23 protein-coding genes are annotated in these 22,203 nt (G+C 68.3%); 13 read left to right on the forward strand and 10 right to left on the reverse strand.

The window, feature by feature from the left end; all coding sequences use genetic code 11:
• Position 1 precedes the first annotated feature (1 nt).
• Positions 2–454 (forward strand): hypothetical protein, encoded by a 453-nt coding sequence (locus FPZ11_RS01140; RefSeq protein WP_146317659.1) that lies wholly within the window; start codon positions 2–4, stop codon positions 452–454.
• A 103-nt stretch (positions 455–557) separates the two neighbouring features.
• Here FPZ11_RS01140 and FPZ11_RS01145 read toward each other — a convergent pair whose 3' ends face one another.
• Entirely contained in the window at positions 558–1,280 is a 723-nt protein-coding gene (locus FPZ11_RS01145; RefSeq protein ID WP_168203701.1) for a DUF4190 domain-containing protein, read from the reverse strand.
• Between the two features lie 192 nt (positions 1,281–1,472).
• Here FPZ11_RS01145 and FPZ11_RS01150 point away from each other — a divergent pair, with 192 nt between their 5' ends.
• From FPZ11_RS01150 to FPZ11_RS01160, 3 genes are all read left to right on the forward strand, one after another.
• Positions 1,473–2,948, forward strand: coding sequence for a DUF3375 domain-containing protein (locus FPZ11_RS01150; RefSeq protein ID WP_146317663.1), 1,476 nt, complete (start codon positions 1,473–1,475; stop codon positions 2,946–2,948).
• A 121-nt stretch (positions 2,949–3,069) separates the two neighbouring features.
• Positions 3,070–3,744 carry a DUF4194 domain-containing protein gene (locus FPZ11_RS01155; RefSeq protein WP_437438631.1) on the forward strand — a complete coding sequence of 225 codons (675 nt, stop codon included), beginning with the start codon at positions 3,070–3,072 and terminating at the stop codon, positions 3,742–3,744.
• Complete coding sequence (locus FPZ11_RS01160) at positions 3,741–7,100, forward strand: ATP-binding protein (protein ID WP_146317667.1); 3,360 nt, start codon at positions 3,741–3,743, stop codon at positions 7,098–7,100. The genes FPZ11_RS01155 and FPZ11_RS01160 overlap by 4 nt, the downstream gene beginning before the upstream one ends.
• Before the next feature lie 48 nt (positions 7,101–7,148).
• Here the strand turns inward: FPZ11_RS01160 and FPZ11_RS01165 are convergent, their stop codons facing one another.
• From FPZ11_RS01165 to FPZ11_RS01180, 4 genes are all read right to left on the reverse strand, one after another.
• A complete protein-coding gene (locus FPZ11_RS01165) occupies positions 7,149–7,604 on the reverse strand; it encodes an HtaA domain-containing protein (protein WP_146317669.1) in 456 nt (151 codons plus the stop codon).
• Complete coding sequence (locus tag FPZ11_RS01170) at positions 7,601–8,215, reverse strand: PadR family transcriptional regulator (protein ID WP_146317671.1); 615 nt, start codon at positions 8,213–8,215, stop codon at positions 7,601–7,603. Before FPZ11_RS01170 ends, FPZ11_RS01165 begins: the two co-directional genes overlap by 4 nt.
• A 76-nt stretch (positions 8,216–8,291) precedes the next feature.
• The gene (locus FPZ11_RS01175; RefSeq protein ID WP_146317673.1) at positions 8,292–8,750 is read right to left on the reverse strand and encodes a cupin domain-containing protein; all 459 of its coding nucleotides are present in this window, start codon (positions 8,748–8,750) and stop codon (positions 8,292–8,294) included.
• Positions 8,747–9,661: a fumarylacetoacetate hydrolase family protein gene (locus tag FPZ11_RS01180; protein WP_146317675.1), complete on the reverse strand. Its 915-nt coding sequence runs from the start codon at positions 9,659–9,661 to the stop codon at positions 8,747–8,749. The genes FPZ11_RS01175 and FPZ11_RS01180 overlap by 4 nt, the downstream gene beginning before the upstream one ends.
• A 151-nt stretch (positions 9,662–9,812) precedes the next feature.
• Here FPZ11_RS01180 and FPZ11_RS01185 point away from each other — a divergent pair, with 151 nt between their 5' ends.
• The 7 genes from FPZ11_RS01185 to FPZ11_RS01215 all read left to right on the forward strand — a co-directional run bounded on the left by FPZ11_RS01185 (position 9,813) and on the right by FPZ11_RS01215 (position 16,840).
• Positions 9,813–11,066 (forward strand): FAD-dependent oxidoreductase, encoded by a 1,254-nt coding sequence (locus FPZ11_RS01185; RefSeq protein WP_210415930.1) that lies wholly within the window; start codon positions 9,813–9,815, stop codon positions 11,064–11,066.
• Positions 11,067–11,068: 2 nt separating this feature from the next.
• The gene (locus FPZ11_RS01190) at positions 11,069–12,184 is read left to right on the forward strand and encodes an FAD-dependent oxidoreductase (protein WP_146317677.1); all 1,116 of its coding nucleotides are present in this window, start codon (positions 11,069–11,071) and stop codon (positions 12,182–12,184) included.
• Entirely contained in the window at positions 12,181–12,399 is a 219-nt protein-coding gene (locus FPZ11_RS01195; RefSeq protein WP_246846448.1) for a ferredoxin, read from the forward strand. Before FPZ11_RS01190 ends, FPZ11_RS01195 begins: the two co-directional genes overlap by 4 nt.
• Entirely contained in the window at positions 12,396–13,529 is a 1,134-nt protein-coding gene (locus FPZ11_RS01200; protein WP_146317680.1) for an NAD(P)/FAD-dependent oxidoreductase, read from the forward strand. The genes FPZ11_RS01195 and FPZ11_RS01200 overlap by 4 nt, the downstream gene beginning before the upstream one ends.
• A gap of 117 nt (positions 13,530–13,646) precedes the next feature.
• On the forward strand, positions 13,647–14,837 hold the full coding sequence (locus FPZ11_RS01205; protein ID WP_168203702.1) for a cytochrome P450: 1,191 nt from the start codon (positions 13,647–13,649) through the stop codon (positions 14,835–14,837).
• 42 nt (positions 14,838–14,879) lie between these two features.
• A complete protein-coding gene (locus tag FPZ11_RS01210; RefSeq protein WP_146317684.1) occupies positions 14,880–15,182 on the forward strand; it encodes a hypothetical protein in 303 nt (100 codons plus the stop codon).
• 128 nt (positions 15,183–15,310) lie between these two features.
• Entirely contained in the window at positions 15,311–16,840 is a 1,530-nt protein-coding gene (locus tag FPZ11_RS01215; protein WP_146317686.1) for a carboxylesterase/lipase family protein, read from the forward strand.
• Between the two features lie 24 nt (positions 16,841–16,864).
• On the opposite strand, the gene pntB is transcribed toward FPZ11_RS01215, so the two are convergent.
• The 4 genes from pntB to FPZ11_RS01235 are packed head-to-tail and all read right to left on the reverse strand — an operon-like array spanning position 16,865 to position 20,974.
• A complete protein-coding gene (pntB, locus tag FPZ11_RS01220; RefSeq protein ID WP_146317688.1) occupies positions 16,865–18,268 on the reverse strand; it encodes a Re/Si-specific NAD(P)(+) transhydrogenase subunit beta in 1,404 nt (467 codons plus the stop codon).
• Complete coding sequence (locus FPZ11_RS01225) at positions 18,265–19,857, reverse strand: Re/Si-specific NAD(P)(+) transhydrogenase subunit alpha (protein ID WP_246846449.1); 1,593 nt, start codon at positions 19,855–19,857, stop codon at positions 18,265–18,267. The genes pntB and FPZ11_RS01225 overlap by 4 nt, the downstream gene beginning before the upstream one ends.
• A 48-nt stretch (positions 19,858–19,905) precedes the next feature.
• Positions 19,906–20,367: a DUF8821 family protein gene (locus FPZ11_RS01230; protein ID WP_146317690.1), complete on the reverse strand. Its 462-nt coding sequence runs from the start codon at positions 20,365–20,367 to the stop codon at positions 19,906–19,908.
• A 13-nt stretch (positions 20,368–20,380) separates the two neighbouring features.
• Complete coding sequence (locus tag FPZ11_RS01235; RefSeq protein WP_146317692.1) at positions 20,381–20,974, reverse strand: TMEM175 family protein; 594 nt, start codon at positions 20,972–20,974, stop codon at positions 20,381–20,383.
• Positions 20,975–21,021: 47 nt separating this feature from the next.
• Between FPZ11_RS01235 and FPZ11_RS19140 the strand changes: the two genes are divergently transcribed.
• Complete coding sequence (locus FPZ11_RS19140; protein WP_168203703.1) at positions 21,022–21,162, forward strand: hypothetical protein; 141 nt, start codon at positions 21,022–21,024, stop codon at positions 21,160–21,162.
• 40 nt (positions 21,163–21,202) lie between these two features.
• Here FPZ11_RS19140 and FPZ11_RS01240 read toward each other — a convergent pair whose 3' ends face one another.
• Complete coding sequence (locus FPZ11_RS01240; protein ID WP_146317694.1) at positions 21,203–21,796, reverse strand: dihydrofolate reductase family protein; 594 nt, start codon at positions 21,794–21,796, stop codon at positions 21,203–21,205.
• A 128-nt stretch (positions 21,797–21,924) separates the two neighbouring features.
• Here FPZ11_RS01240 and FPZ11_RS01245 point away from each other — a divergent pair, with 128 nt between their 5' ends.
• Positions 21,925–22,185 (forward strand): hypothetical protein, encoded by a 261-nt coding sequence (locus tag FPZ11_RS01245; RefSeq protein ID WP_146317696.1) that lies wholly within the window; start codon positions 21,925–21,927, stop codon positions 22,183–22,185.
• Positions 22,186–22,203 lie beyond the last annotated feature (18 nt).

A 22,203-nucleotide genomic window follows, 5' to 3' on the forward strand; every position in this document is an offset into this window, starting at 1 on the left:
GATGACCTCACGAAAAGCGACTGACCTGCGCGAGCGTACGTGCGAGCGCGACGACGACCTGCGGGACGTCCTGCGATTTCTTCTGAAGCGCGCGAACATGCGGCAGATGTGGCTCATCTTCCTCGACGATGAGAACCGCATCGGCGACCCGTTGATGCCGATGGACGGCTACCCGGACGACCCCGAAGAGCTGGTGACCACGGATGATCTCGGGGAGCTCACGCACGGCCGGCTGCTGATGCATCGAGCCGGGATGCTCCGCGAGCTCACCGGCAACGCGGCGATCGTTCTCGTCTGGGAACGCACGGGGCGCGATGCGGTGGATGAGGAGACGCGCCACTGGGCCGGCGCGATGGCGGAAGCGGCGCACGACCTGGGCGTCCCGCTGCGTGCGCAGTTCCTGTTGCACGACTCGGGCATCCGCCAGCTGCAGGTCGACGACTACGTGAGGTAGGGACCGCGGTCTGGCGAGCGCCGACGTCCAGCTTCACGACCGGTTCACGGGCTGAAATCGGACTCGGACTGAGAACAGACGCGGGCGCTCGAATCCCGCACGACTACGTCAGGCGAGCCGCCGAGAGGAGCAACACGACGGAGACGAGCGCGATCACGATCACCAGTCCGACGACGGCCCAGCCGATGATCACGGCCGCGAGAGCCAGTCCGTGGCCGGGTTGGCCGGTTCGCTTGATCTGACTGAGCGCAACGTGGCCAAGGATCAGCCCGACGACGCTGCTGAAGAAGACGACGATGAGCGCGGCGATCGCGAGACCGTTCGTCTGCTCGACCTGCTGGGTGGCTGGCTGAGCCCCGATGACAGGGGACGCGGCTTCCGCCGCGAGCTGTCCGCTGCGTGTGCTGCTCCTGCTGATGACTTCAGCGACAACGGCGACGATGATCGGCACGACGATTCCGAGGATGAACGCGAAGACGATGGCGATCATGGCGGAAGGGGCGAGGACTCCGAGGAGCCCGAGAAGGCTCACGGCGACGAGCCCCCACGTTGAGGCGCGAAGCCGCCTGATCAAGATCCATCCCGATGTCAGCGCTGCCGCTCCTAGAACGAGGGAGACACCGAATGCGATGCGCCAGATCGGCATGAGTGCTCCCGTGGAGGGCAGCAGGAATGGACCGGGACTGTGCAGATCCGGATTGCCCCGCAAGAGATCGAATGCGGTGAAGACGAAGAAAACACCGACGACCAGCAGAACAATGCTGATGACGCGGCTCGCTGGAGTGGAGGCGGTGTTGACAGCGGCGGGGCTCGGGTTATCGGTCATGGAGGTCCTCTCGGTGGCGCAGGTATCCCGATCGTGGCGTGCGAATCGTGGGCGGGCCATCCCAACTTCTGGGGGCGTCGTCGCGGTGCACCGCCGAGGTCGGCCACGCAGGCACTGCGGGTGCGCTCACGCCCGTCCGGACCCGCTCGCCCCTGCCCAGCCCGACCCCCGCCGCCCAGTACGCTTGATCCGATGTCGAACACGCGGGCCGAGGCTGCCTACCTGCGCTCCCTCGCCGCGTTCCGCACTCCCACGCTCGACCTGCTGCACGGACGGTACGCGCCGTTCGTCGTCGCCGTGTTGTCCATCGTGTTCACGGTCGATCGGCCGACGGTTGCGGTGTCGGATGCCCATGCCGAGATCGCAGAGATCATCGACGAGCTGCGCGCGGCCGGCTACGACGAGGACGACCGTTCGCTGCCGTCGGGCAGCGCGCGCGAGATCTGCCGCTACTGGGTGCGGGTCGGCTGGCTCGTGCCGCAGATCGACGGCGACGTCGAGGTGTACCGGCTCACCGCGCATGCGGTGGGCGCGCTGGAGATCACCGGCCGCACCGGCGGCGGACGCACGCGGGTGTCGAACTCGCGGGTGCGCACGTTGCTGGAAGCGGTAGAACGGCTCGCGGCCGACGCGGAGACCGATCCCGAGCTGAGATTGCAGCGGCTGGTCGAGGAGCGCGCGGCGCTGGACCGTGAGATCGCGAGACTGTCGACGAGTGGCGAATCCGCACCGGTCGACGACGAGGTGCTGCTCGAGGAGGCGGAGAACATCCTGCACCTCGCACGAGAGCTTCCGGCGGACTTCGCCCGCGTCGCCGAGTCGATCAAGGCCATGCAGCGCGACGTCGTCGCGGACCTGCGGCGCGACGTGCGCCCCACGGGTGAGGTGCTGCGCGAGTATCTCGAACGCGGCCAGCACGTGATGCAGGCCACCGCGGAAGGCCGCGCGTTCGCCGGTGCCCTGCGGCTGATCGGTGATCCGGAGCGCATCGACGACCTCACCGACCAGCTGCACACCGTGCTCGCACAACCGTTCGCCCGGCTGATGGACGCACAGCAGCGCGGCGAGCTCGACGCCATCGGGCGTCGCGTGGAGCTGGGGGTGCAGGAGGTGCTGACGGCGCAGCGCAGGGCATCCCACGTCATCACCGGCCAGGTGCGCACCCACGACCCTGTGCGCGACAGACAGGTCGACGAACTGCTGCGCGACGTGATGGCCGGTCTGCAGAGCTGGACGCAGAGCTCCTCGCCGGATGCCCCTGTCGACCCTGTGCGCAGCCTCCCGGCCGCCACCGTGGGCCACCTGCGGCAGTCGGTGAGCGACATCCGCCCGCCCGGCGCCCCTGCGCCGTTGACCGTGCCCGACGCCGACGCGGAGCTGCTCGATGCCGACACCCGCGCCTGGGGCGGCCCTCGCTACGCCGAGTTGGAGGCCTACGTCTCCCAGCTCGGCGACGAGTTCGACCTGGCCACCGCGTTCGAGGGCGCGGACGACGACACGCGCCGGCCCGTGGACCTGCTCGGACTGCTCGAGATCGCGCACCGTAACGGCATGAGCGAGAGCGACACGGTCTCGACGGTGGAGACACTGCGCCCCGACGGCACGACGCGCCGATTCGCGTTCGGCGCGGTCACGGTACGCGGCACGAAGGAGAACGACGATGACTGAGGCTGCGGCGATCGACGAGGCTCTCGAAGAAGACGAGGCTCTCGAAGAAGACGTCGAGGTGGAGACGCTGAACGCCGAACCGTCCGACCGGCAGAGCGACCCCTTCATCGCGCCCGTCGCGATGGAAGACGACCTCGGCGAGCTGTTCCCCGGCGACCGCGGCGTGCTCGACCCCGAAGTGCGGCGCGTGCTCGTGCACGTGGTGCAGCGTCGCTTTCTGCTCGCCGAGCGCGGACGCGACGAGTGGAAGGTGCTGCTCGAGAATCAGCAGCTCATCGAGTCGCGACTGAACGATCTTTTCGTGCGTCTCGTGATCGACCACGATCGCGGCGTCGCCTACAAGCAGCAGGTGCGCAGCGACGATGTCGATGTGCCGATTCTGCTGCGCGACGCGCCTTACTCGCGTGCCGAGACGCTCGTGCTCGTGCACCTGCGCACGGTGTATCAACGGGAATCGGCCGCGGGCGAGACCTCGGCCCGTGTCGACATCGAGGACGTCGAGCAGACCGTGCTGAGCTACTTCGCCGACGCCGACGGCGACACCGCGCGCAGGCAGCGCATGATCCGCTCGGCGATGGCTCGCTTGGCCAAAGACGGCATCGTCGACGAGGAGACGGCGGGGCGCTTCCGCATCAGCGCGCTCGTGGAGATCGTGCTCAGCGCCCAGAAGCTGCGCGAGCTTCGCGACTGGCTGCGTGCGCAGCCCGCGGTCTCGCTCGACGAGTCCGCAGCGGATGAGACAGCACTCGACGAGGCAACACCGGAGGAGTCAACACTGGAAGAGGCAGTCCTGTGACCATGCTCGACACCCTGTTCGGGCTCATCCCGGCGGCGTCCCGCGGCCAGCAGTGGCTCGCCGAAGACCTTCAGCTCGTGAACTGGGGCGGCTACGACGGCGCGCACCGGGTGCGCTTCTCGCCGGGTGCGACGCTGTTGTGCGGCGGATCCGGGTCGGGCAAGTCCACGCTGATGGATGCCTACATCGCGCTCATGATGCCGCACACGACTCCCTTCAACGGAGCCTCCAATGGCGGGGTGACCGGGCGTCCGCGCGGCGAAGACCAGCGCAACATCCTCTCCTACGCCCGCGGCAAGCTCGACGAGTCCCGCACCGAGGACGGCACGAAGATGCGCGTGTTGCGCGGTGACGGCGAGGACACGTGGACGGCGGTCGCGATGACGTGGCTCGACCACGACGGGTCGAGGTTCACTGCGGTGCGTGCCTGGTACATCCCGGCCGGCGCGCGAGTGCTCGAAGACACCGTGCGCGTGCGTGCGACCGCCGACGACACCTTCGACCTGGCGTCGCTCGAAGCCGCGGCACCGCAGCGGTTCACCGACACGTCGCTGCGGGCCGTGGGACTCGACCCGGTGGGCACCGACCGCGAGTTCTCGGCTCGACTCCACGCCGTGCTCGGAATCGGCGCGGCGGGGGCGGGGGCCAAGGCGATGAGCCTGCTCGCGCGCATCCAGGCCGGCCAGCAGATCACGACGGTCGACGACCTGTACAAGCGTCTGGTGCTCGAGGAGCCCGAGACGATGCTCACCGCCGACGCCGTCGTCGCGCACTTCGACGAACTGGAGAGCACAAGGCAACGGATGCTCACGGCCAGGCAGCAGGTGAACGCGCTGGAGCCCATTCGCGAGCTGCGCGCGAAGATCGCCGACGCCGCCGAACGTGCCCGCGTGGTCGACGAGATCGGCGGGTTCGGCGATCCCGACTCGCTGGCGTCACTGTGGCGGGCGAACAGGCGCCTCGACCTGTTGCGCGAGGTGGAGACCGAGCTCGGCGCACGCAAGCACGAGGTCGACGTGGCTCTGCGTGAGAAGCGGGCGCTGGCGGATGCCGCGGAGTCGGAACGCGACGGCCTCGCCGACCTGCTGCGCCAGTCGGGCGGCGACCGGCTGGAGACCGCGCAGCGCGAACTTCGGCAGATCGAGACCAAGCTGACCGCCGTGCAGGAGAACCGCGCGCGACTCGACGACGACCTCGCCGCCGCGGACACCACGGTGTCGACGCGCGACCAGTTCGAGGCCCTCGTGGCGCGGGCGCGGGCGGCGCTGGCGGACGGCGACACGAAGCGCGGCGCGCGAGCCGACTTCGCGACCGCCATGTCGGCGCAGAAGGCTGCGGCGGCCGAGGTCGCGAACCTCGAGAAGGAACGCGAACGAGTCGAGGGCGGACGGGGCAACGTGCCCTCGCACTTCGCCGACGCGCGCGATCTTCTGGCGCGTGCCGCGGGCATCCAGCCAGAGGAGCTGCCGTTCGTCGCCGAGCTCGTCGAGGTGCGCACCGAGTTCGAGCCCTGGCGCGAGGCGTTCAACCTCGCACTCGGCGGATTCGCGACGACGCTGCTCATCGATGTGGCCAGGATCGACGACTTCCGCGCTGCGATCGACAGCGTGCGCACCCCGGTGCGGCTGCGCTACGAAGGCGTGCACACGGGTCTGGATGCCTCGGGCTCCCTCGATACCCGCACCCTCCCCGGCCGACTCGACTACCTGCCGTCCCCGTTCGCCGGGTGGCTGCAGGAGCGGCTCGACAAGCGCTTCGGCTTCGTCTGCGTCGACTCGCCGGCCGAGCTCGCCCGGCACCGGGACGCCCTCACCATCACGGGTCAGCTGTCGCAGGGGAGCGCTGGAGCGCACGGCGGACACGGCCGCGACAACGTGCTCGGCTTCTCCAACGAGCACAGGCTGCGCGACCTCGACACCCGGTTGGCAGCGGCCCGCGCCCGGTTCGCGGATGCCGAGCAAGCGGCTTTTGCGGCGGAGACCCGGCTCGACGAGCTGGAGACCCGACGTGCCCTCTACACGAAGGTCGTCGACCTCACCTGGGATCAGGTCGACCTCGACACCGTCACCGCTGAGCGGGACAGGTGGACGGCCGTGCACGACGAGGTCGTTGCCGGCAATCCCGAGATCGCGCGCATCCAGGCGCAGATCGCCGAGGTCAAGGCGCGTTCCGCCGGCTTCCAGCGCGACATCGGCCGGCTGGAATCCGAACGCGAGAGCGTCGAGAACCAGTGGGCGGGGGTCACCGACGACGTCGATGCGAGCCAGGGCGTGGTGGACGAGGCCGAGGAGCAGGAACGCGGGCTCGCCGACGACCAGCTGGCGTACCTCGACGCTCGGTTCACGCTGGGGGAGAAGGCGGCGGCGGGGCGGGCATCCACGGTGCTCGCGCGCTTCGACGCTGCGCTGGCGGATGCAGGCCATCGCCTCGACGAGGACCGTCGCGTCGCGCTGCAGGCCCACCTCGAACACCGCGAGTCGTTGCGCCGCATCATGACCGGCTTCCTCGACCGTTGGCCGAACCCCAACCTGCTGCCCGACCCGGATGTATCGTTCACCGACTTCGAGCGCATTCTCGAGGCGCTGGAGACGAGCGGTCTGCACGAGCTCGAGTCCGAGTGGCGGGACAGCCTGCTGGGGCTCTCGGGCAACGATCTCACCAACCTGGACTCGACGCTCAGCAGGTCGTTGCGCGAGATCCGTGAGCGCATCGAGCCGATCAACAGCATCATGCAGGACCTGCCGTTCTACGACGACGACCACCGGCTGCAGATCACCACACGGGAGAACCAGTCGGAGGCGCGCAAGCGCTTCCGTCGTGACCTGCGCGAGGTGCGTGCGCTGATCGAGGCGGCGTCCACCGACGACGACCGCGAGCAGGCGTACCGCCGCATGACCAGGCTGATCGCGAGGATGCGCCGCTCGGCGCCCGACTTCGGCGACCTCATCGACGTGCGCAACCACGTGCGCGTCAGCGCCGAGCGGGTCGACGCGGCGACGCGTACGCACGTGGCGTTGTACGACCACATCGGCGAGAAGTCGGGCGGCGAGTCGCAGGAGCTGATCGCGTTCATCGTGGGCGCAGCGCTGCGGTACCAGCTCGGGGACGCCGGCGCAGAGCGGCCGCGCTACGCGCCGGTCTTCATGGACGAGGCGCTCATCAAGGCCGACGCGCACTTCACCAAGCGCGCGATCGGCGCGTGGCGCGGCCTCGGATTCCAGCTCGTCATCGGCGCGCCGAACGACAAGTACAGCGCCATCGAGCCGCACGTCGACGTCGAGTACGACATTCTCAAGGACACGAAGGGGCGCTCCTGGGCGAAGCCCAAGGTGGGGCTGCAAGACGACGCCGCGTGAGAGTTCGCCCGAGCACGCCGCCGATGGCGGCCGCGCGCGGGCGTCAGCTCAGCTCGCCCGCGCAGCGAACGTGAGGTCGTCGACCTGCTGATACTCGTGGTACTGGAGGGCGCCGAGCGTGAGTGCGCCGTCCGACGTGAGGCGCACCTCGGTTCCCGCCCAGACTCCCGGCTGCGTCTCCGTGGCCTTCATGGTCGCGATCGTCCAACGCTCCAGCGGCAGGTCGGGCAGCTCGACGTCGAACGACAGCGCGGGCGCAGGGGACAGGGCGATCCAGGGCGACGACAGCGAGGCATCCATCAGTCCGTGGTGACCGAACCAGTGCACCCGTCCGCCGTAGCGCAGGATGCCGTCGGCGCCGACCTCGACGAACGGGAACCGGAAGGTTCCTTCCGCACTGAGCTCGGCATCCTCCGACACCTCGATCGTGCCGTCGTCGAGCATGCGCACGTACCTCATGAGGCTCTGCTTGACGCCCCAGTCGAGCGCGTGCGAGGCGGTCATGAGTCGGAGTGGTCGGCCGGCGCCTCGGAGAACGCCTTGAGCGCATCGAGGCGCTCGAGCGACTCCGTCGCCCACGCGATCTCGAGCTCCGCCCGCTGCACGTCGCCGCTGTAGGCGAGGTCGCGGAGGAGCAGGGTCACCACCTGCTCGGCGCCCTCCTTGGACTGGATGCGTTGCAGAACGCGCGGGTTCTCGCCGGTGAGCACGCGCTCGCGCATCTCGATGACGCGTTCGCGGCGCTGGGTGAAGTGCTCGCGGTGGGCCTCGAGGTGGCTGCGGATCGCCTCGATGCCGTTGTTGTCCGAGAACAGCAGCTGGAGGCGTTCGGGATCGCGGTTCGGCCGGTATTGCGGCTTGTCGGCGGTCCAGCCACGCAGATCCTCCGCGCCTGCGTCGGTGAGCGAGTAGACCCGCTTCTCGAGCCGTTCCCCGACCGTCGTCGCGGTGCCGGAGATGAGGCCGGCCGTCTCGAGTCGCCGCAATTCGGGATAGATCTGGCTGTGCGAGGCAGCCCAGAACCAGCCGAGACCGCCGTCGAGCTGCTGGACCAGGTCGTAGCCGGATCCGGTGCCCGAACTCAAATAGCCCAAGATCGCGTATTTCAGGGACATGGCGTCACGCTATCAGTAGAGCAGACATGTACACGTTGACATGTCGGGGAGTGTCGAAGGTCGCCGTGCGTCGGCGTCATGCGATCGGGTCGGTGTCGATCAGCACGAAGAGCACTTTGCAGGGCTTGCCCGACTCGTTGCGCCAGCCGTGATTGGTTCCCCGCTGCACCAGCACGTCTCCGGCGGAGAGCACGCGCTCCTCGTCGTCGAGCACGGCGACGATGGTTCCGTCGATGATGTAGCAGTAGTCGAGCGACGGAGTTCGGTGCATGTGGATCTGCTCGCCCGGCTCGCGCGGCGCAAAGTCGACGATTCGGAACACCGAGCCGCCTGCGGGCGGCGGGAACTGCGTCTCGCCGAGAATCGAGTCGACGAAGTCCGCAGCGTTCTCTGCTCGGTCTGCCGCCTTCCAGAGCTCGTACACGGGTCCGCCGTCCGGCGCCTCCCAGACGTTCGGCGTCGGACCATCGGCGACGAAGACCGCGGTTCCGTTCTCGTCGTGCCCGGTGACCAGGCGTCGTTGCTCAGCGGTCATGACAGGTTCTCCTCGGTGATCGTGGGGTGGTAGGCCCGGAATCCGCCGGAGGCGGGCGCCGGAGCGGCTTCGACGGGGTTGCTCAGGGTTCCGATCCCGTCGATCTCGACCTCGACGACATCGCCGTCCATCATGAAGACGGGCGGAGTGCGTCGGAGCCCCACGCCGCCGGAGGTGCCGGTGACGATGACGTCGCCGACCTCGAGCGTCGAGACCGTCGAGACGTAGTGGATCAGGTACTCGATGGGGAACAGGAGCTGGTCGACGGTCGTGTCCTGCATGACCTCGCCGTTGAGGCGGGTGGTGATGCGGTGCGACGTCGGGTCGCCGAACTCGTCGGGGGTGACGAGCCATGGACCGAAGCCGCCGGTCGCGTCGAAGTTCTTGCCCATCGTGATCTGGGTCGTGTGGCGCTGCCAGTCGCGTACCGAGCCGTCGTTGTAGCACGCGTAGCCGGCCACGTGGCCGAGAGCCTCGTCCATCGGGATGTCGCGACCGCGCGTTCCGATCACCACGGCGAGCTCGCCCTCGTAGTCGAGCTGCGACGAGACGTCGGGGAGCCGCATCGGCTCCCCGTGCCCGAGCTGGCTGTTCGCGACCCGCAGGAAGAACAGCGGATAGTCGGGCACCGGGCGCCCCGCACCTTCCCGCACGTGGCTGAGGTACGTCAGCGCGGCGCACCAGATGCCCTGTGGATTCGGCACCACCGGGAGGTAGCGGACGGCATCGAGCGGAATCACGGCCGAGGCGTCGGCAGCGTCAGCGTTGAACTCCTTGCCGGGGAGCCACTCCAGCGCGGCGCGCATCGAGGTCGGCGCATTCTCGGCGAGCGCGCCGAGTGGAACGATGCCGTCGGCCCGAACGATGCCGACGTCATCGACACCGTCGTGCTGGAAAGAAGCGATCTTCATTGAGCCTCCTAGGGCGACACGTTCATAACGACATGTCAATCTTGACATAGATCGCGGCGACTCCGATACTGATCGTGACGGGACGTTCTCGCGGACTCGATGACGAGCACCTCGAGCACCGACTCCGTACACACTCGACGAGGGAGACGAAGTGGTCACCACCAAACCCGGACGCGTCGGCATCATCGGCAGCGGGCCCGCCGGCATGGCTGCGGCGATGTCGGTGCTCCAGGCCGGACATCAGCCGACGGTCTTCGAGCGGTATCCGGCGACGGAGCCTCGGGGCAACATCCTCAACCTGTGGCCGCCGCCCATCGAGGCGCTCGAGCTGCTCGGCGTCGATGTCGAGGACATCGGTGCTCCGTGCCAGACGATCTTCCGCAACAACAAGGGCCGCACGCGTGCGACCATCCACATCTCCGACGAGCTGCAGCAGAAGTACGGCGGCGACTTCATCGGCCTGCTCCGTCCGGATCTCTACAAGCGCATGTACGACTCGGTCCCCGAGGGAATCATCGAGCCGAACCTGGCCGTGCAGAGCTTCACGCAGAACGACGACGGCGTGCAGGTCGTGCTGTCCGACGGCACGACACGCGACTTCGACGTGCTCGTCGGGGCCGACGGCATCCACTCCGTCGTGCGCAAGACGCTCTGGGGCGACCAGCCGATTCGCGAACACAACCTGCACATCTTCGGCGGCTACACGATGAAGCCGTTCCCCGACGTGCAGCGAGGCCAGGTCGTGATCTCGTGGTCGAAGGACAAGCAGGGCAGCTACACGTCCATTCGCAGTCACGGTGACAGCGGCTTCGAATGGTGGACGATCGAGGCGCACCCGAAGAACACCGAGTTCACCGGCGACTTCCACGCGACCGCAACGCGCATCGCCTCCGAGTTCCCCTCTCCTCTGCCGGAGCTGGTGGCCGCGACAGACCCGAAGGACATGCACCGCTGGGTGCTGCGCGACCGCAAGGCACTGGAGAAGTGGTCGAGCGGCCGCGCCGTCATCATCGGTGACGCGGCGCACGCGACATCGCCGTACGCGGGATACGGGGCGGGCATGGCGATCGAAGACGGATACTTTTTCGGGCGCGCGCTCGCCGGCGTCGACCTGTCGAACCTCGCCGAGGTGCGGTCGGCGCTCGAGGGCTTCGAGGGCCCGCGCATCACGCACACGGCGAGTCTCGCCCAGCGCGCCTACATGCTCAGCCAGGTGATGCATCACGCACCGAAGCCGTTGCGTCCGCTGCGCGACCTCGTCATGGATCACACCGGTCTGCTGCAGAAGGTGGCCGCGGACGGAACGCCGGGGGAGATCATGGCCCAGGTCGACATCATCCGCGACACCGAGAAGCGGTTCCAGGCCCGGATGAGCTCGGCATCGAACGACGAGAAGGTCGCCTGAGCATGGCCGCATTGAACATCGCCGTCGTCGGCGGAGGCATCGCGGGTCTGACCGCGGCCACGGCTCTGAGCCGGCAGGGGCACAGAGTCGAGGTGCTCGAACGGCAGAGCGAGTGGCCGGCGGTCGGATGGGGTCTCACCCTCACCGGTCCCGCGCTGCGCGCCCTGCGATCGATCGGGCTGGATCAGGCGTGCATCGCCGTCGGCTACCCGATCGACTCGATCAACAACTGCGACGTGCGCGGAGTCACCTTCCATACGGTGGAGCCGCCGTCTCTGCTGGGACCGGGCGAGCCGGTGATGGTCGGCATCGGCCGGCCGGCACTGTCTCGCGTTCTGCGTGAGGCGGCACAGAACGCGGGTGCCACGCTGACGCTCGGCGCGAAGGTCGTGTCGATCGACGACGAGGGCGACAGTGCGACTCTCGTGCTCGACGACGGAACGCGCAAGACCGTCGATCTGGTCGTCGCCGGCGACGGCGTGCACTCCGCGGCGCGCACCGCGATCGGCATCGACGAGGAGCCCCGTTTTCTCGGCCAGGCGGTCTGGCGCACCACGGTGCAGCGGCCCTCGTCGATCGACCGGCTCACGACGTTTAACGGCCAGGAGCACTCGTCGGGCATCATCCCGATCTCCGAGCACGACGCCTACGTGTTCACGACGCAGATCGTCGACGATCGTTCGGCAGACGCCGATGTCGACCTGGCCGCTGACCTGCGGGAGCTGCTGTCACCTCTCGAAGGGGAGATGGCCGCGCTTCGTGACGGCATCGTCGACTCCGAGCGCGTCGTGCGACGTCCGGTCATGGCGATCATCGTCGAGGAGCCCTGGTACCGCGGCCGAACGGTGCTCATCGGCGACGCCGCACACACCTGTGCCCCCGGAATGGTCAGCGGGGCGGCGTTGGCGATCGAGGATGCCGTGACTCTCGCCGATGAGCTCGGCGCGCGCGAGTCCGTGGCCGGCGCGCTCGACGCGTTCTTCCGTCGCCGGCTCGATCGGGCCCGTCTCGTCGTCGAGGCGTCGGAAGAGATGACGAAGGCCGAGTTCGAGCATCGCTACGCCGAAGAGCACGAGATTCAAGACCGCGCCTTCGCCGCCCTGGCGGCTCCGGCATGACGACCATCGGGAGCAGGACCATGCAGATCGACATCAACCTTTCGAAGTGCGAGGGCCACGGGCTGTGCGAGCAGCTGGCGCCGCAGGTGTTCGGACTCGATGACGAGGGATACGTGTTCCTCAAAGTGGATCAGCCCATCCCGGCCGAGCTCGAAGAGGCGGCTGCCGCCGGCGCGCGGGTCTGTCCGGTCGCAGCGCTGCGAGTGCTCCGATGACACTCGACCACATCGTTGTCGCAGGCGGCTCGATCGCCGCCGTGACAGCGGCCGGAGCGCTGCGAACGGCCGGCTTCGGCGGGCGTGTCACGCTCGTCAGCGCCGAACGGGCGGCACCGTATTCGCGCGTGCCGCTCTCCAAGGGCGTCATGATCGGCACGGAGACGCCGGAATCGGCAGCACTGCCCGCGCTGCCCGACGACGTCGAGCTCATGCTCGGCACTGCCGCAGCCGGGCTGCGAGTCGATCGGCGCGAGCTGATCCTCGCCGGCGGCGGGGTCGTGGACTACGACGGGCTCGTGATCGCGACCGGTGCTCGTGCGCGTCGTCTCGCCGCACCGGGACAACGGGGCGAGCTCGTCGTTCGCACCCTCGCCGATGCGGAGGCGATCGCCGAACGTCGAGCGGATGCGTCGAGCGCGGTGGTCGTCGGCGGCGGGTTCCTCGGTATGGAGGTGGCCTCGACGCTGCGTCACCACGGTCTCGAGGTCACCGTCGTCGACATGGAGCCCCCGCTTCGACGGCTGCTCGGACCGTGGCTCGCGGAGTACGTCACGAAGGCGGCGCTGGAGCACGGTGTGCGCCTGGTCATCTCGGAGGGCGGCGTCGTGCTGGAAGGCGACCCGATCTCGGGTGTTCGCCTGGGCAATGGCGAGTTCATCGCCGGCGACCTCGTGGTGTCGGCGGTGGGCGACATCCCCAATGCCGAGTGGCTCGAAGGCTCCGGACTGCGCCTGGCCAACGGCGTCGTCGTCGACGAGCGATGCCGCGTGGCACCGGCCATCACCGGCGCCGGGGACGTCGTCTCCCGCGAGGTGTCGCCCGGCGTCTTTCGCAGAACGCCGCACTGGAGCAACGCCGTCGCTCAGGGCCGGGCCGCCGCGACGAGCCTGCTCGACGATGGCGCCTCGCCGTACGTCCCCGATCACTACTTCTGGACGGAGCAGTACGGACTCGACGTGAAGATCGCCGGCGAGCCGCCCCTTGTCGGCGAGCCGGATGTGCTCGCGGGCGATCTGGACGGCCGGGAGGTCCTGCTGCGCTGGTCGAACACCGACGATGCGACCACGGCCGTCGTTTCGATCAACTACCGGATGCCGGCAGCCCGCCTCCGGAAGATGGTCGCCTAGCACCTTCCAGCGCGGCGATCCATCGACACGCAACTTCAAACATGTAACTATGTACATAATTTGGATTCGATGCCTCCGTCGGATCGCAACCCGTCAATGAAGACCGAGGAGCATGAGATGGCGCTAGCCACCACGACGCCGCAGACCGACGCCGATCCGTTCGCCGCCGACTGGGTGGCGGACCCGTTCCCGCGGCTCGCGGAGATTCGCGAGCAGACGTCTGCGATGTATTTCAAAGACTTCGACTTCTACATGCTCACGCGTTACGACGACGTACGCCGAGCAGCCGACGACTGGCAGACCTTCAGCTCCGCGGAGGGCGTCGCGCTCACCCCGGAGATCAACTATGCGATCGACGGCTCGATCCTTCATCTCGACCCGCCAGAGCACACGGCGCTCCGTGATGTGCTCGGGCCCCAGCTCGCGCCCCGTGGGCTGCGCAAGCTCAACGCCCAGATCGCCGACTACGCAGACAGGCTCGTCGCCGAGCAGGTGGCCGCCGGGGAGTTCGACGCCGTGCACACGATCTCCCGGGTCTTTCCGATCAACGTCGTCGCCGATCTTCTCGGACTTCCGGCGGAGGGGCGCAACACCCTGCAGCCAGGAGCCGACGCGATGTTCGCCGCCTTCGGGCCGTGGGGCGACTACCTGATCTCGCACATCCAGGAGATGGCCGACTATCAGGAGTACCTGAACTCCATGGATGACCGCGCCAAGTTCTCGCCCGACGGCTGGGGCGCGGCGATCATGGACGCCATCGACGATGGCGCGGTGACGCAGCTTCAGGGGCTTCGACTCATCAACGGCTACCTCACGGCAGGCATGGACACGACGGTCAATGCGATCGGTGCGATGCTGCGGCTGTTCGCCGAACGCCCAGAGGTGTGGAACGCGCTCAAGGCCGATCCGTGGCGCGCTCCCGCGGTGTTCGAGGAGACGCTGCGGTGGCATTCGCCGGTCGTCGGATTCTGGCGCGTCGCCACCCGTGACGTCGAGATCGGGGATGTGACCGTTCCGGCGGGCAAGCAGGTCATGCTCAACTTCGCTGCGGCGAATCACGACCCTGAGAAGTTCTCGAACCCCGAGGAGTTCCAGATCGAGCGCAATCCCCTCGACCATCTCGCCTTCGGCTACGGGACTCACGGCTGTGCGGGCCAGGGACTCGCCCGCATGGAGGCGCATACGCTGTTGAAGGCGCTCACCGAGCAGATCGACACGATCGAGCTGACCGGTCCGGCAGCGGCGAGTTCCAACCCGATCGTTCGTGGCTTCGAGTCCGTGCCCGTGCGCGTGACCCCCGCCGCCTAGCGAACACCAACACCGACTCGAAGAATACGAAGGAGTAGAACCATGGCTGATGTCGACGGAGTGTCGGAGATCGTCATTGCGAGTCCGATCGGACGTCAAGAGGTCACTCTGACGCTGGCCTCGGAAGGATCGACGGTGACGGGCAAGGCGCAGACCAGCGCTGAGCTGGTCGACGTGAACAACGGCAAGTTCGACGGCGGGGTGCTGACCTGCTCGGTCGACCTGCGCAAGCCGTTCCCGATGACCGTGACGTACACGCTCACGTATGAGGGCGACGCGATCACGGGCAAGGCGAAGGCGGGTCCGTTCCCCGCCTCGAACGTGACCGGCAACAAGGTCTCGTAGCCGAGACCGCCCCGCAGAAGCAGTGCCCCGCGAACCCGACGCGGGGCACTGTCGTGCTTACGCCGGGACCTCGCCGACGTTCGCGTCGAGTAACGTCCTTCCCATCAGCAACGGCGAGAAAGAGACTCATGGACAACAGCACGCCCGAGACGAGTGCCGACGTCGACCGAGACGGTGACGCGCCGCAGCATCCCGAAGTGCAGACCGCCGCGGGGCGCGTTCGCGGACGGTGGCGCTCGACCACGGGTGGTCGTGGGAACTCGCGGTCGGCGGCGTTCCTCGGCATCCCGTTCGCCGAAGCGCCCGTCGGCGAGCTTCGGTTCGCCGCACCGGTGCCCAAGGCGCCGTGGGACGGCGTGCTCGACGCCGTCGAGTTCGGGGCGACGGCGCAGCGCGGAGACCAGGGGGTGACGCTCATTCCCGAGCCGAGCATCCCCGGCGACTCCACCTTGAACGTGAACGTGTTCACGCCGTCGCCCGAGGCCACGGCGCCGGGCGAGGGGCTGCCCGTGCTGGTGTGGATTCACGGCGGCGGCTACTTCGCGGGATCACCCGCCAGCCCCTGGTACGACGGGCGCAACTTCAACCGCGATGGCGTCGTCACGGTGTCGATCTCGTACCGGCTCGGCTTCGATGGCTTCGGGTGGATTGAGGATGCCCCGTCGAACCGCGCCGTGCGCGACTGGCTGCTCGCCCTCGAGTGGGTGCAGCAGAACATCGCCGCCTTCGGTGGCGACCCGTCGCGCGTCACCATCGCCGGTCAGTCAGCAGGCGGCGGTGCGGTGCTGACGCTGCTCGGCATTCCGCAGGCTCAGCACCTGTTCCACGCCGTCTACGCCGTCTCCGGCGTACTCGCCGACGTGAAGCCCGCGAAGGCCGAGGCGTTCGGACGCGCCCTCGCCGAGGCCGCGGGCGTCGCGCCCACCCGCATCGGCTGGTCGACGCTCTCGGAGGAGCGTGTTCTCGAGTTGCAGAAGAAGGCGACCCAGCTCGATGGGGATGCCCTGAACACGGTGGCCGACGACGGGCTGCCGCTCGGTCCGGCCATCGACGGCGAGCTGCTGCAGATGTCCACGCCCGACTCGTTGCGCTCGGGGGTCGGCGCGGACAAGCCGCTCGTACTGGGCGCGACGGACGACGAATTCACCATGGCCACGGCCGACGCCGAGAAGTCGTTGCGGTGGGTGCCGAAGGGGCTGCTGCTGAGCAAGCTCGGCGTGCCGAAGGCTGCGCGCAAGGCGTACCTGGCGGCGAACGCCGACGTGGTCGCCAAGGGCAAGGCCCGCCTCGCCGGTCGCGTGGTGACCGATCGACTCTTCCGCGTCGGCGTGCTGAGGATCGCCGCCGCCCGCGGCTCCGCGCCGACCTGGGTCTACCGCTTCTCGTGGCCGTCAGGGCATTTCGGCTACGCGGAGCACTGTCTCGACGTGCCGTTCTTCTTCGACTGCCTCGACGGGCCGGCGATCGACCACCTCGCCGGAGACCACGCACCGCAGTCGCTCGCCGACGATATCCATTCGGCGGCCGTCGCGTTCGTCGTCGGCGGCGATCCGGGGTGGGAGCGTTACGAGACGGCATCCCACGCGACGAGGGTGTGGGACGTGCCGAGTCGCGACGACGCGAACGCCTACGCGTCGGTGCGGCCGCTGCTCAGGTAGTGCAGCGGAGGGCGTCCGGTCGCGTCACAGCACCTTGAGGATGTCCTCCACCCGTTCTTTCGCGTCGCCGAACAGCATCTGCGTGTTCTCCCGCCAGAACAGCGGGTTGGGCACGCCTGCATAGCCGGAGGCCATCGACCGCTTGAACACGATGACGTTCTCCGCCTCCCAGACGCGCAGCACGGGCATCCCGGCGATCGGGCTGCCCGGGTCTTCGGCGGCGGCCGGGTTGACCGTGTCGTTGGCGCCGATGACGAGCACGACCGAGGTCGAGGCCAGGTCGTCGTTGATCTCGTCCATCTCGAGCACGATGTCGTACGGCACCTTCGCCTCCGCAAGCAGCACGTTCATGTGCCCCGGCAGGCGCCCGGCGACCGGGTGGATGCCGAACCGCACCTCGACGCCCCGCTCGCGCAGCCGCTTGGCCAGCTCCGCCACCGGGTACTGGGCCTGCGCGACGGCCATGCCGTAGCCGGGCGTGATGACCACGGAGGATGCCCCGGCGAGCAGCGAGGCCGCCCCCTCTGCATCGATCTCGCGGTGCTCGCCGTGCTGCTCGTCGCCGCCCTTCGGCGCCTCGATGCCGAAGCCGCCGGCGATGACAGACAGGAACGACCGGTTCATCGCCTTGCACATGATGTAGGAGAGGTAGGCGCCGGAGGACCCGACGAGCGCGCCGGTGACGATGAGCAGGTCGTTGTTCAGCAGGAAGCCGGCGGCGGCCGCAGCCCAGCCCGAGTAGCTGTTGAGCATCGAGACGACCACCGGCATGTCGCCGCCGCCGATCGAGGCGACGAGGTGCCAGCCGAGCGCGAGCGCGAGCGCGGTCACCACGACGAGCAGCCACAGCTGCGGTGCGGCGACGTACCACACGGTCAGAGCGACGAACACGACGAGCGCACCCATGTTGAGCACGTTCTTGCCCGGCAGCATGAGCGGGCGCGACGAGATGCGGGCCGCGAGCTTGAGGTAGGCGACGATCGATCCGGTGAACGTGACGCCGCCGATGAAGACGCCGATGAAGACCTCGGCGTGGTGGATGCCGATGAGGTTCGCGGCGATGCCCGTGGTGTCGAGGGCGCCGTTCCAGCCGACGAGCACGGCCGCGAGACCCACGAACGAGTGGAAGAGCGCGATGAGCTGGGGCATCCCGGTCATCGCGACGGTGCGGGCCCGCCAGAGTCCGATCGCGGCACCGATGAGCACGGCGACGACGAGCAGGGTGACGCCCAGCGGCAGGGACGCGGTGCCCCACGCACCGGTCAGCGCGACGATGATCGTGGCGACGAGTGCGATCGTCATGCCGATGATCCCGTAGACGACGCCCCGCTTGGAGGTCTCGTGCTTGCTGAGCCCCGCGAGGCTCAGGATGAACAGCAGTGCGGCGACGATGTACGCCGCGTCGGCGATGGCGGTCGCGATGCTCACCGATCACCTGCCTTCGTGGCAGTGTCTTTGACGAACATGGCGAGCATCCTGCGCGTCACGGCGAAACCGCCGAACACGTTGATGGATGCCACGAGCACCGCCACCGCCGCGATCACCTGCACCAGCGGCGACGGCGCCACGATCTGCACCATCGCGCCCACGACGATGATGCCCGAGATGGCGTTGGTGACGCTCATCAGCGGGGTGTGCAGCGAGTGCGCGACCTGTCCGATCACGTAGAAGCCGATCACGACGGCGAGCGTGAGCACGAGAAAGTGCTGGGGAAGGGGAGGCGGGGCGAACGCGCAGATCGCGAACAGCGCAGCGATGCCCAGCGCGACGAGCGCGGTCTTGCCGCCAGCGGACAGCCTGCGCTTCGGCTTCGCCTGACTCGGCTCCGCGGTGACGTCTGCCGCTTGCTGCGGCGCGGCAGACACCTGCACGGGCGGTGGAGGCCAGGTGATCGCGCCGTCGCGCACCACGGTGACCGCGCGCTGCACGATGTCGTCGACGTCGATGACCAGCCTGCCGTCTTTGCCGGGCGTCAGCAGGGCGAGCAGGTTGAACAGGTTGGTGCCGTAGAGCTGGGATGCCTGCGCGGGCAGTCGCCCCGCGAGGTCCGTGTACCCGAGGATCGTGACCCCTTCCGGCGTCACGATCCGCTCGCCCGCGACGGATCCCTCAACGTTTCCGCCCTGAGCAGCCGCCATGTCGACGATCACACTGCCGGGTCTCATGCTCGCGACGTCGGCTGCGGTGACGAGCCGAGGCGCCGCGCGGCCGGGGATGAGCGCGGTGGTGATGATGACATCCACATCGGCCGCCTGCTCGGAGTAGATCTCGGCGGCCCTGCGGTCGTAGGCCTCGCTGGTCGCCTTCGCATAGCCGTCGGTGGACTGCTCGACGGCGACGTCGACCGGCAGGTACTCGCCGCCGATCGAGTGCACCTGATCGGCGACCTCGGGGCGCGGGTCCGTCGCCCGCACCACGGCGCCGAGGCTGGAGGCCGCGCCGATCGCGGCCAGTCCTGCCACGCCGGCGCCGGCGACGAGCACCTTCGCAGGCGGCACCTTGCCTGCCGCGGTCACCTGGCCGGTGAAGAACCGCCCGAACTCGTTCGCGGCCTCGATCACCGCCCGGTAGCCGGAGATGTTCGACATGGAGCTGAGCACGTCCATCGACTGCGCACGCGAGATGCGCGGCACGGCGTCGAGCGCGAGCGCCGTGATGCTGCGGGTCGCGAGCCACTCGAGCAGCTCCGGTCGCAGGGCGGGGCTCAGCATGCCGACGAAGGTGGCGGTATCGCCCAGCCGGCCCACGTCATCCTTCGTCGGCGGCGTGATGCGCAGCACGATGTCCGACGCCCATGCCGTCTCCGTGTCGACGAGAGTCGCGCCCGCCTTGCCGTAGGCGTCGTCGGGGAACGAGGATGCCACGCCGGCTCCCCGCTCCACCACCACGTCGTACCCCAGGCCGCGCAGTCTCTCCGCGGTGGTCGGAGACGCCGAGACACGGGTCTCGCCCTCGGGTTCGGCGACGATTGCCATGCGGAGCGGAACGTTCATCCGCTCCGATGCGGTGCTGTCCATGTTGATGACGATAGGGGACGAGCACCCGCCGTCGTCAGTGCTCGCGGGTCAGTACTCGCCCTTGATCACGAAGAAGGAGCCCCGGATGACCCCGGCGAGCTTCGACTTCTGCCTCGCGAACTTGAACGCGGCGAGTTCGGCCGGCACCTCCATGCCCTCGCAGAGCTTGAAGCCGACGGCGCGTTTGCCCGCATCGTCGAGCGTGTACATCGCGTTGATCGAGAGCCCCGACTCGTAGAACACGTATGCCATGCGGATGCCCGCCACGACGAACTCGGTCGCCTCCAGCGCAGGGGAGGCGATCTCGATGCCCCGCTCCTCCGAGAGGATGCGGCTCAGCCACTCGACGGTCTCCGGCACCTCATCGGCGGGGGAGACCGTGAACACGTGGTCGTACTTGTTCTTGAAATAACGGGCCTCGTTGGCGCGGAGGCCGGCGAGGGCATCCGCGAACGGGGACGATTCGAGGCCCGTGGTGGAGACGTTCACGAAGTCGACGGCGTAGGGCATGGTTTCTCCTCGATCACTCTTCGTCGTTCGGGTGTGCCTGGATGTAACGCTCGATGCGCCGGTCGGGAATGAGCCACAGAACGGCCACCGCGATGTAGGGCACGAGGCCGAGCCACGGCACCACGAACGCGAGGCCGATGCCGAGCACGTAGAGGAACGGCGAGATCCAGCCCTTCACGTCGCGGCCCAGCGCCTCGCGCAGTCGCTGACCGCCGGGACGTCTGATGATCACCGCCTGCAGGATGGAGTACGCGATCGCGGCACCGAGCAGGTTCACCCCGTAGATGACGGTCGGCACAAGGGCCACCCGGGTCTCCGTGAGCCAGGCCGTCGTGAACGGGTACAGCGAGAGCCAGAACAGCAGATGCAGGTTGGCCCACAGCACGCCGCCGCCCACCTGCGGGTGCAGCTGGAACAGATGGTGGTGGTTGTTCCAGTAGATGCCGATGTAGATGAAGCTCAGCAGATAGGTCAGCAGACCGAGGCCCGTTGTGTGCCACAGCGCGGTGAACGTCTCGCCCTTCGGCACGGCGAGACCGAGCACCATGACCGTGATGACGATGGCGAGCACGCCGTCGCTGAACGCCTCGAGTCGTGATGACCGCATCCCGAAAGCCTATGGTGTGTACAGAGGCGATCGGGGGCGGGGCGATCATGAGTCGGTTCACGGAGCGGCTGAAGAAGCTGGTGCATTGGCCGGAGCGCACGAAGACCCCGGCAGAGCACAAGCAAGAATCACGCTGGGAGGGCGAGGGCGGCGCCCTTCACCCTGATGACGACGAGCAGCACGACTGAGCCGGATCATCTGCCGCTCGCGCCGACGACCCCGGCGACCTCAGCGCGCCTGCGATGCACCGCGAACGGCGTAGCGGTGCATCGTGACCCCGCTGTCGAACACGGCATGCTCGAGAAGGTCGAGCTCGATCACGCGCTCGTGCGCGTCGAACAGCGGCCGGCCCGTGCCCAGGACGGCCGGGTGGGTGAAGAGCAGCAGCTCGTCGAGGATGCCCGCCTCCAGCAGCTGCGTCGCCAGCGTCGCGCCTCCCACCCCGATGTCGCCCGTGGACTCGGCGCGCAACCGGGCGAGCTGGTCGATCGCGTCGTCTCCGCCGACCACGCGCGTGTTGTGGTCAGCGTGATCCCGGGTGCGTGACACGAGCACCTTGGGTGCCGAGGTCCAGATCTCGCCGTACTCGCGCAGCACGTCGGAGAGCGACGCGTCATCGCGCGCAGCGGGCCAGTACGCCTCCATGGTCTCGTAGATCACCCTGCCCTCGACCATCGCCGACAGGGCGCGTGCCCGAGCGTTGAACTCGCGATGCAGCTGTTCGTCGATGCGCAGCCAGTCGCCGCCGCCCTGCTCGCCCGTGGTCCGCTCGATGAACAGGTCGAGCGAGACGTTCATCCAGTACACGAGTCGAGCGGGCATGCGGGCACCTCCGAGTTCGGTCGCCAACCACCCTAAGTCCCTTAATGGGGGTCTGGCCAGGGAAAAAACCGCGTGATAGGCCGGTGCCATCGGTCGTCGACCGGTGACTCACGACGGAGGGTGCTGGCATGAGTGGGAACAACGGCGAAGTCGATCTGGTTCCGAATCCGAACGACAAGGGGGTCAAGGGATCGACGGTGAATCTTCTCTGGCTCATCCTGGTCTGCACCCTGGCCGCGGTCATCGTGATCAGCCTGTTGGCGTCGGTGCTGCTCATCGCGCTGGGGCTCGACGCGAGCCTGATCGTGGGGATCGGATCCGCCGCCCTCACGGGTCTTCTGGGGCTCTTCGTGTCGCCGTCGACCGGAGGCGAGCCGAAACAGGGCTGACTGGCGGGGTCGACCGGG

Origin of the sequence: Humibacter ginsenosidimutans (genome assembly GCF_007859675.1) — a bacterium.
Classification (GTDB): Bacteria; Actinomycetota; Actinomycetes; order Actinomycetales; family Microbacteriaceae; genus Humibacter; species Humibacter ginsenosidimutans.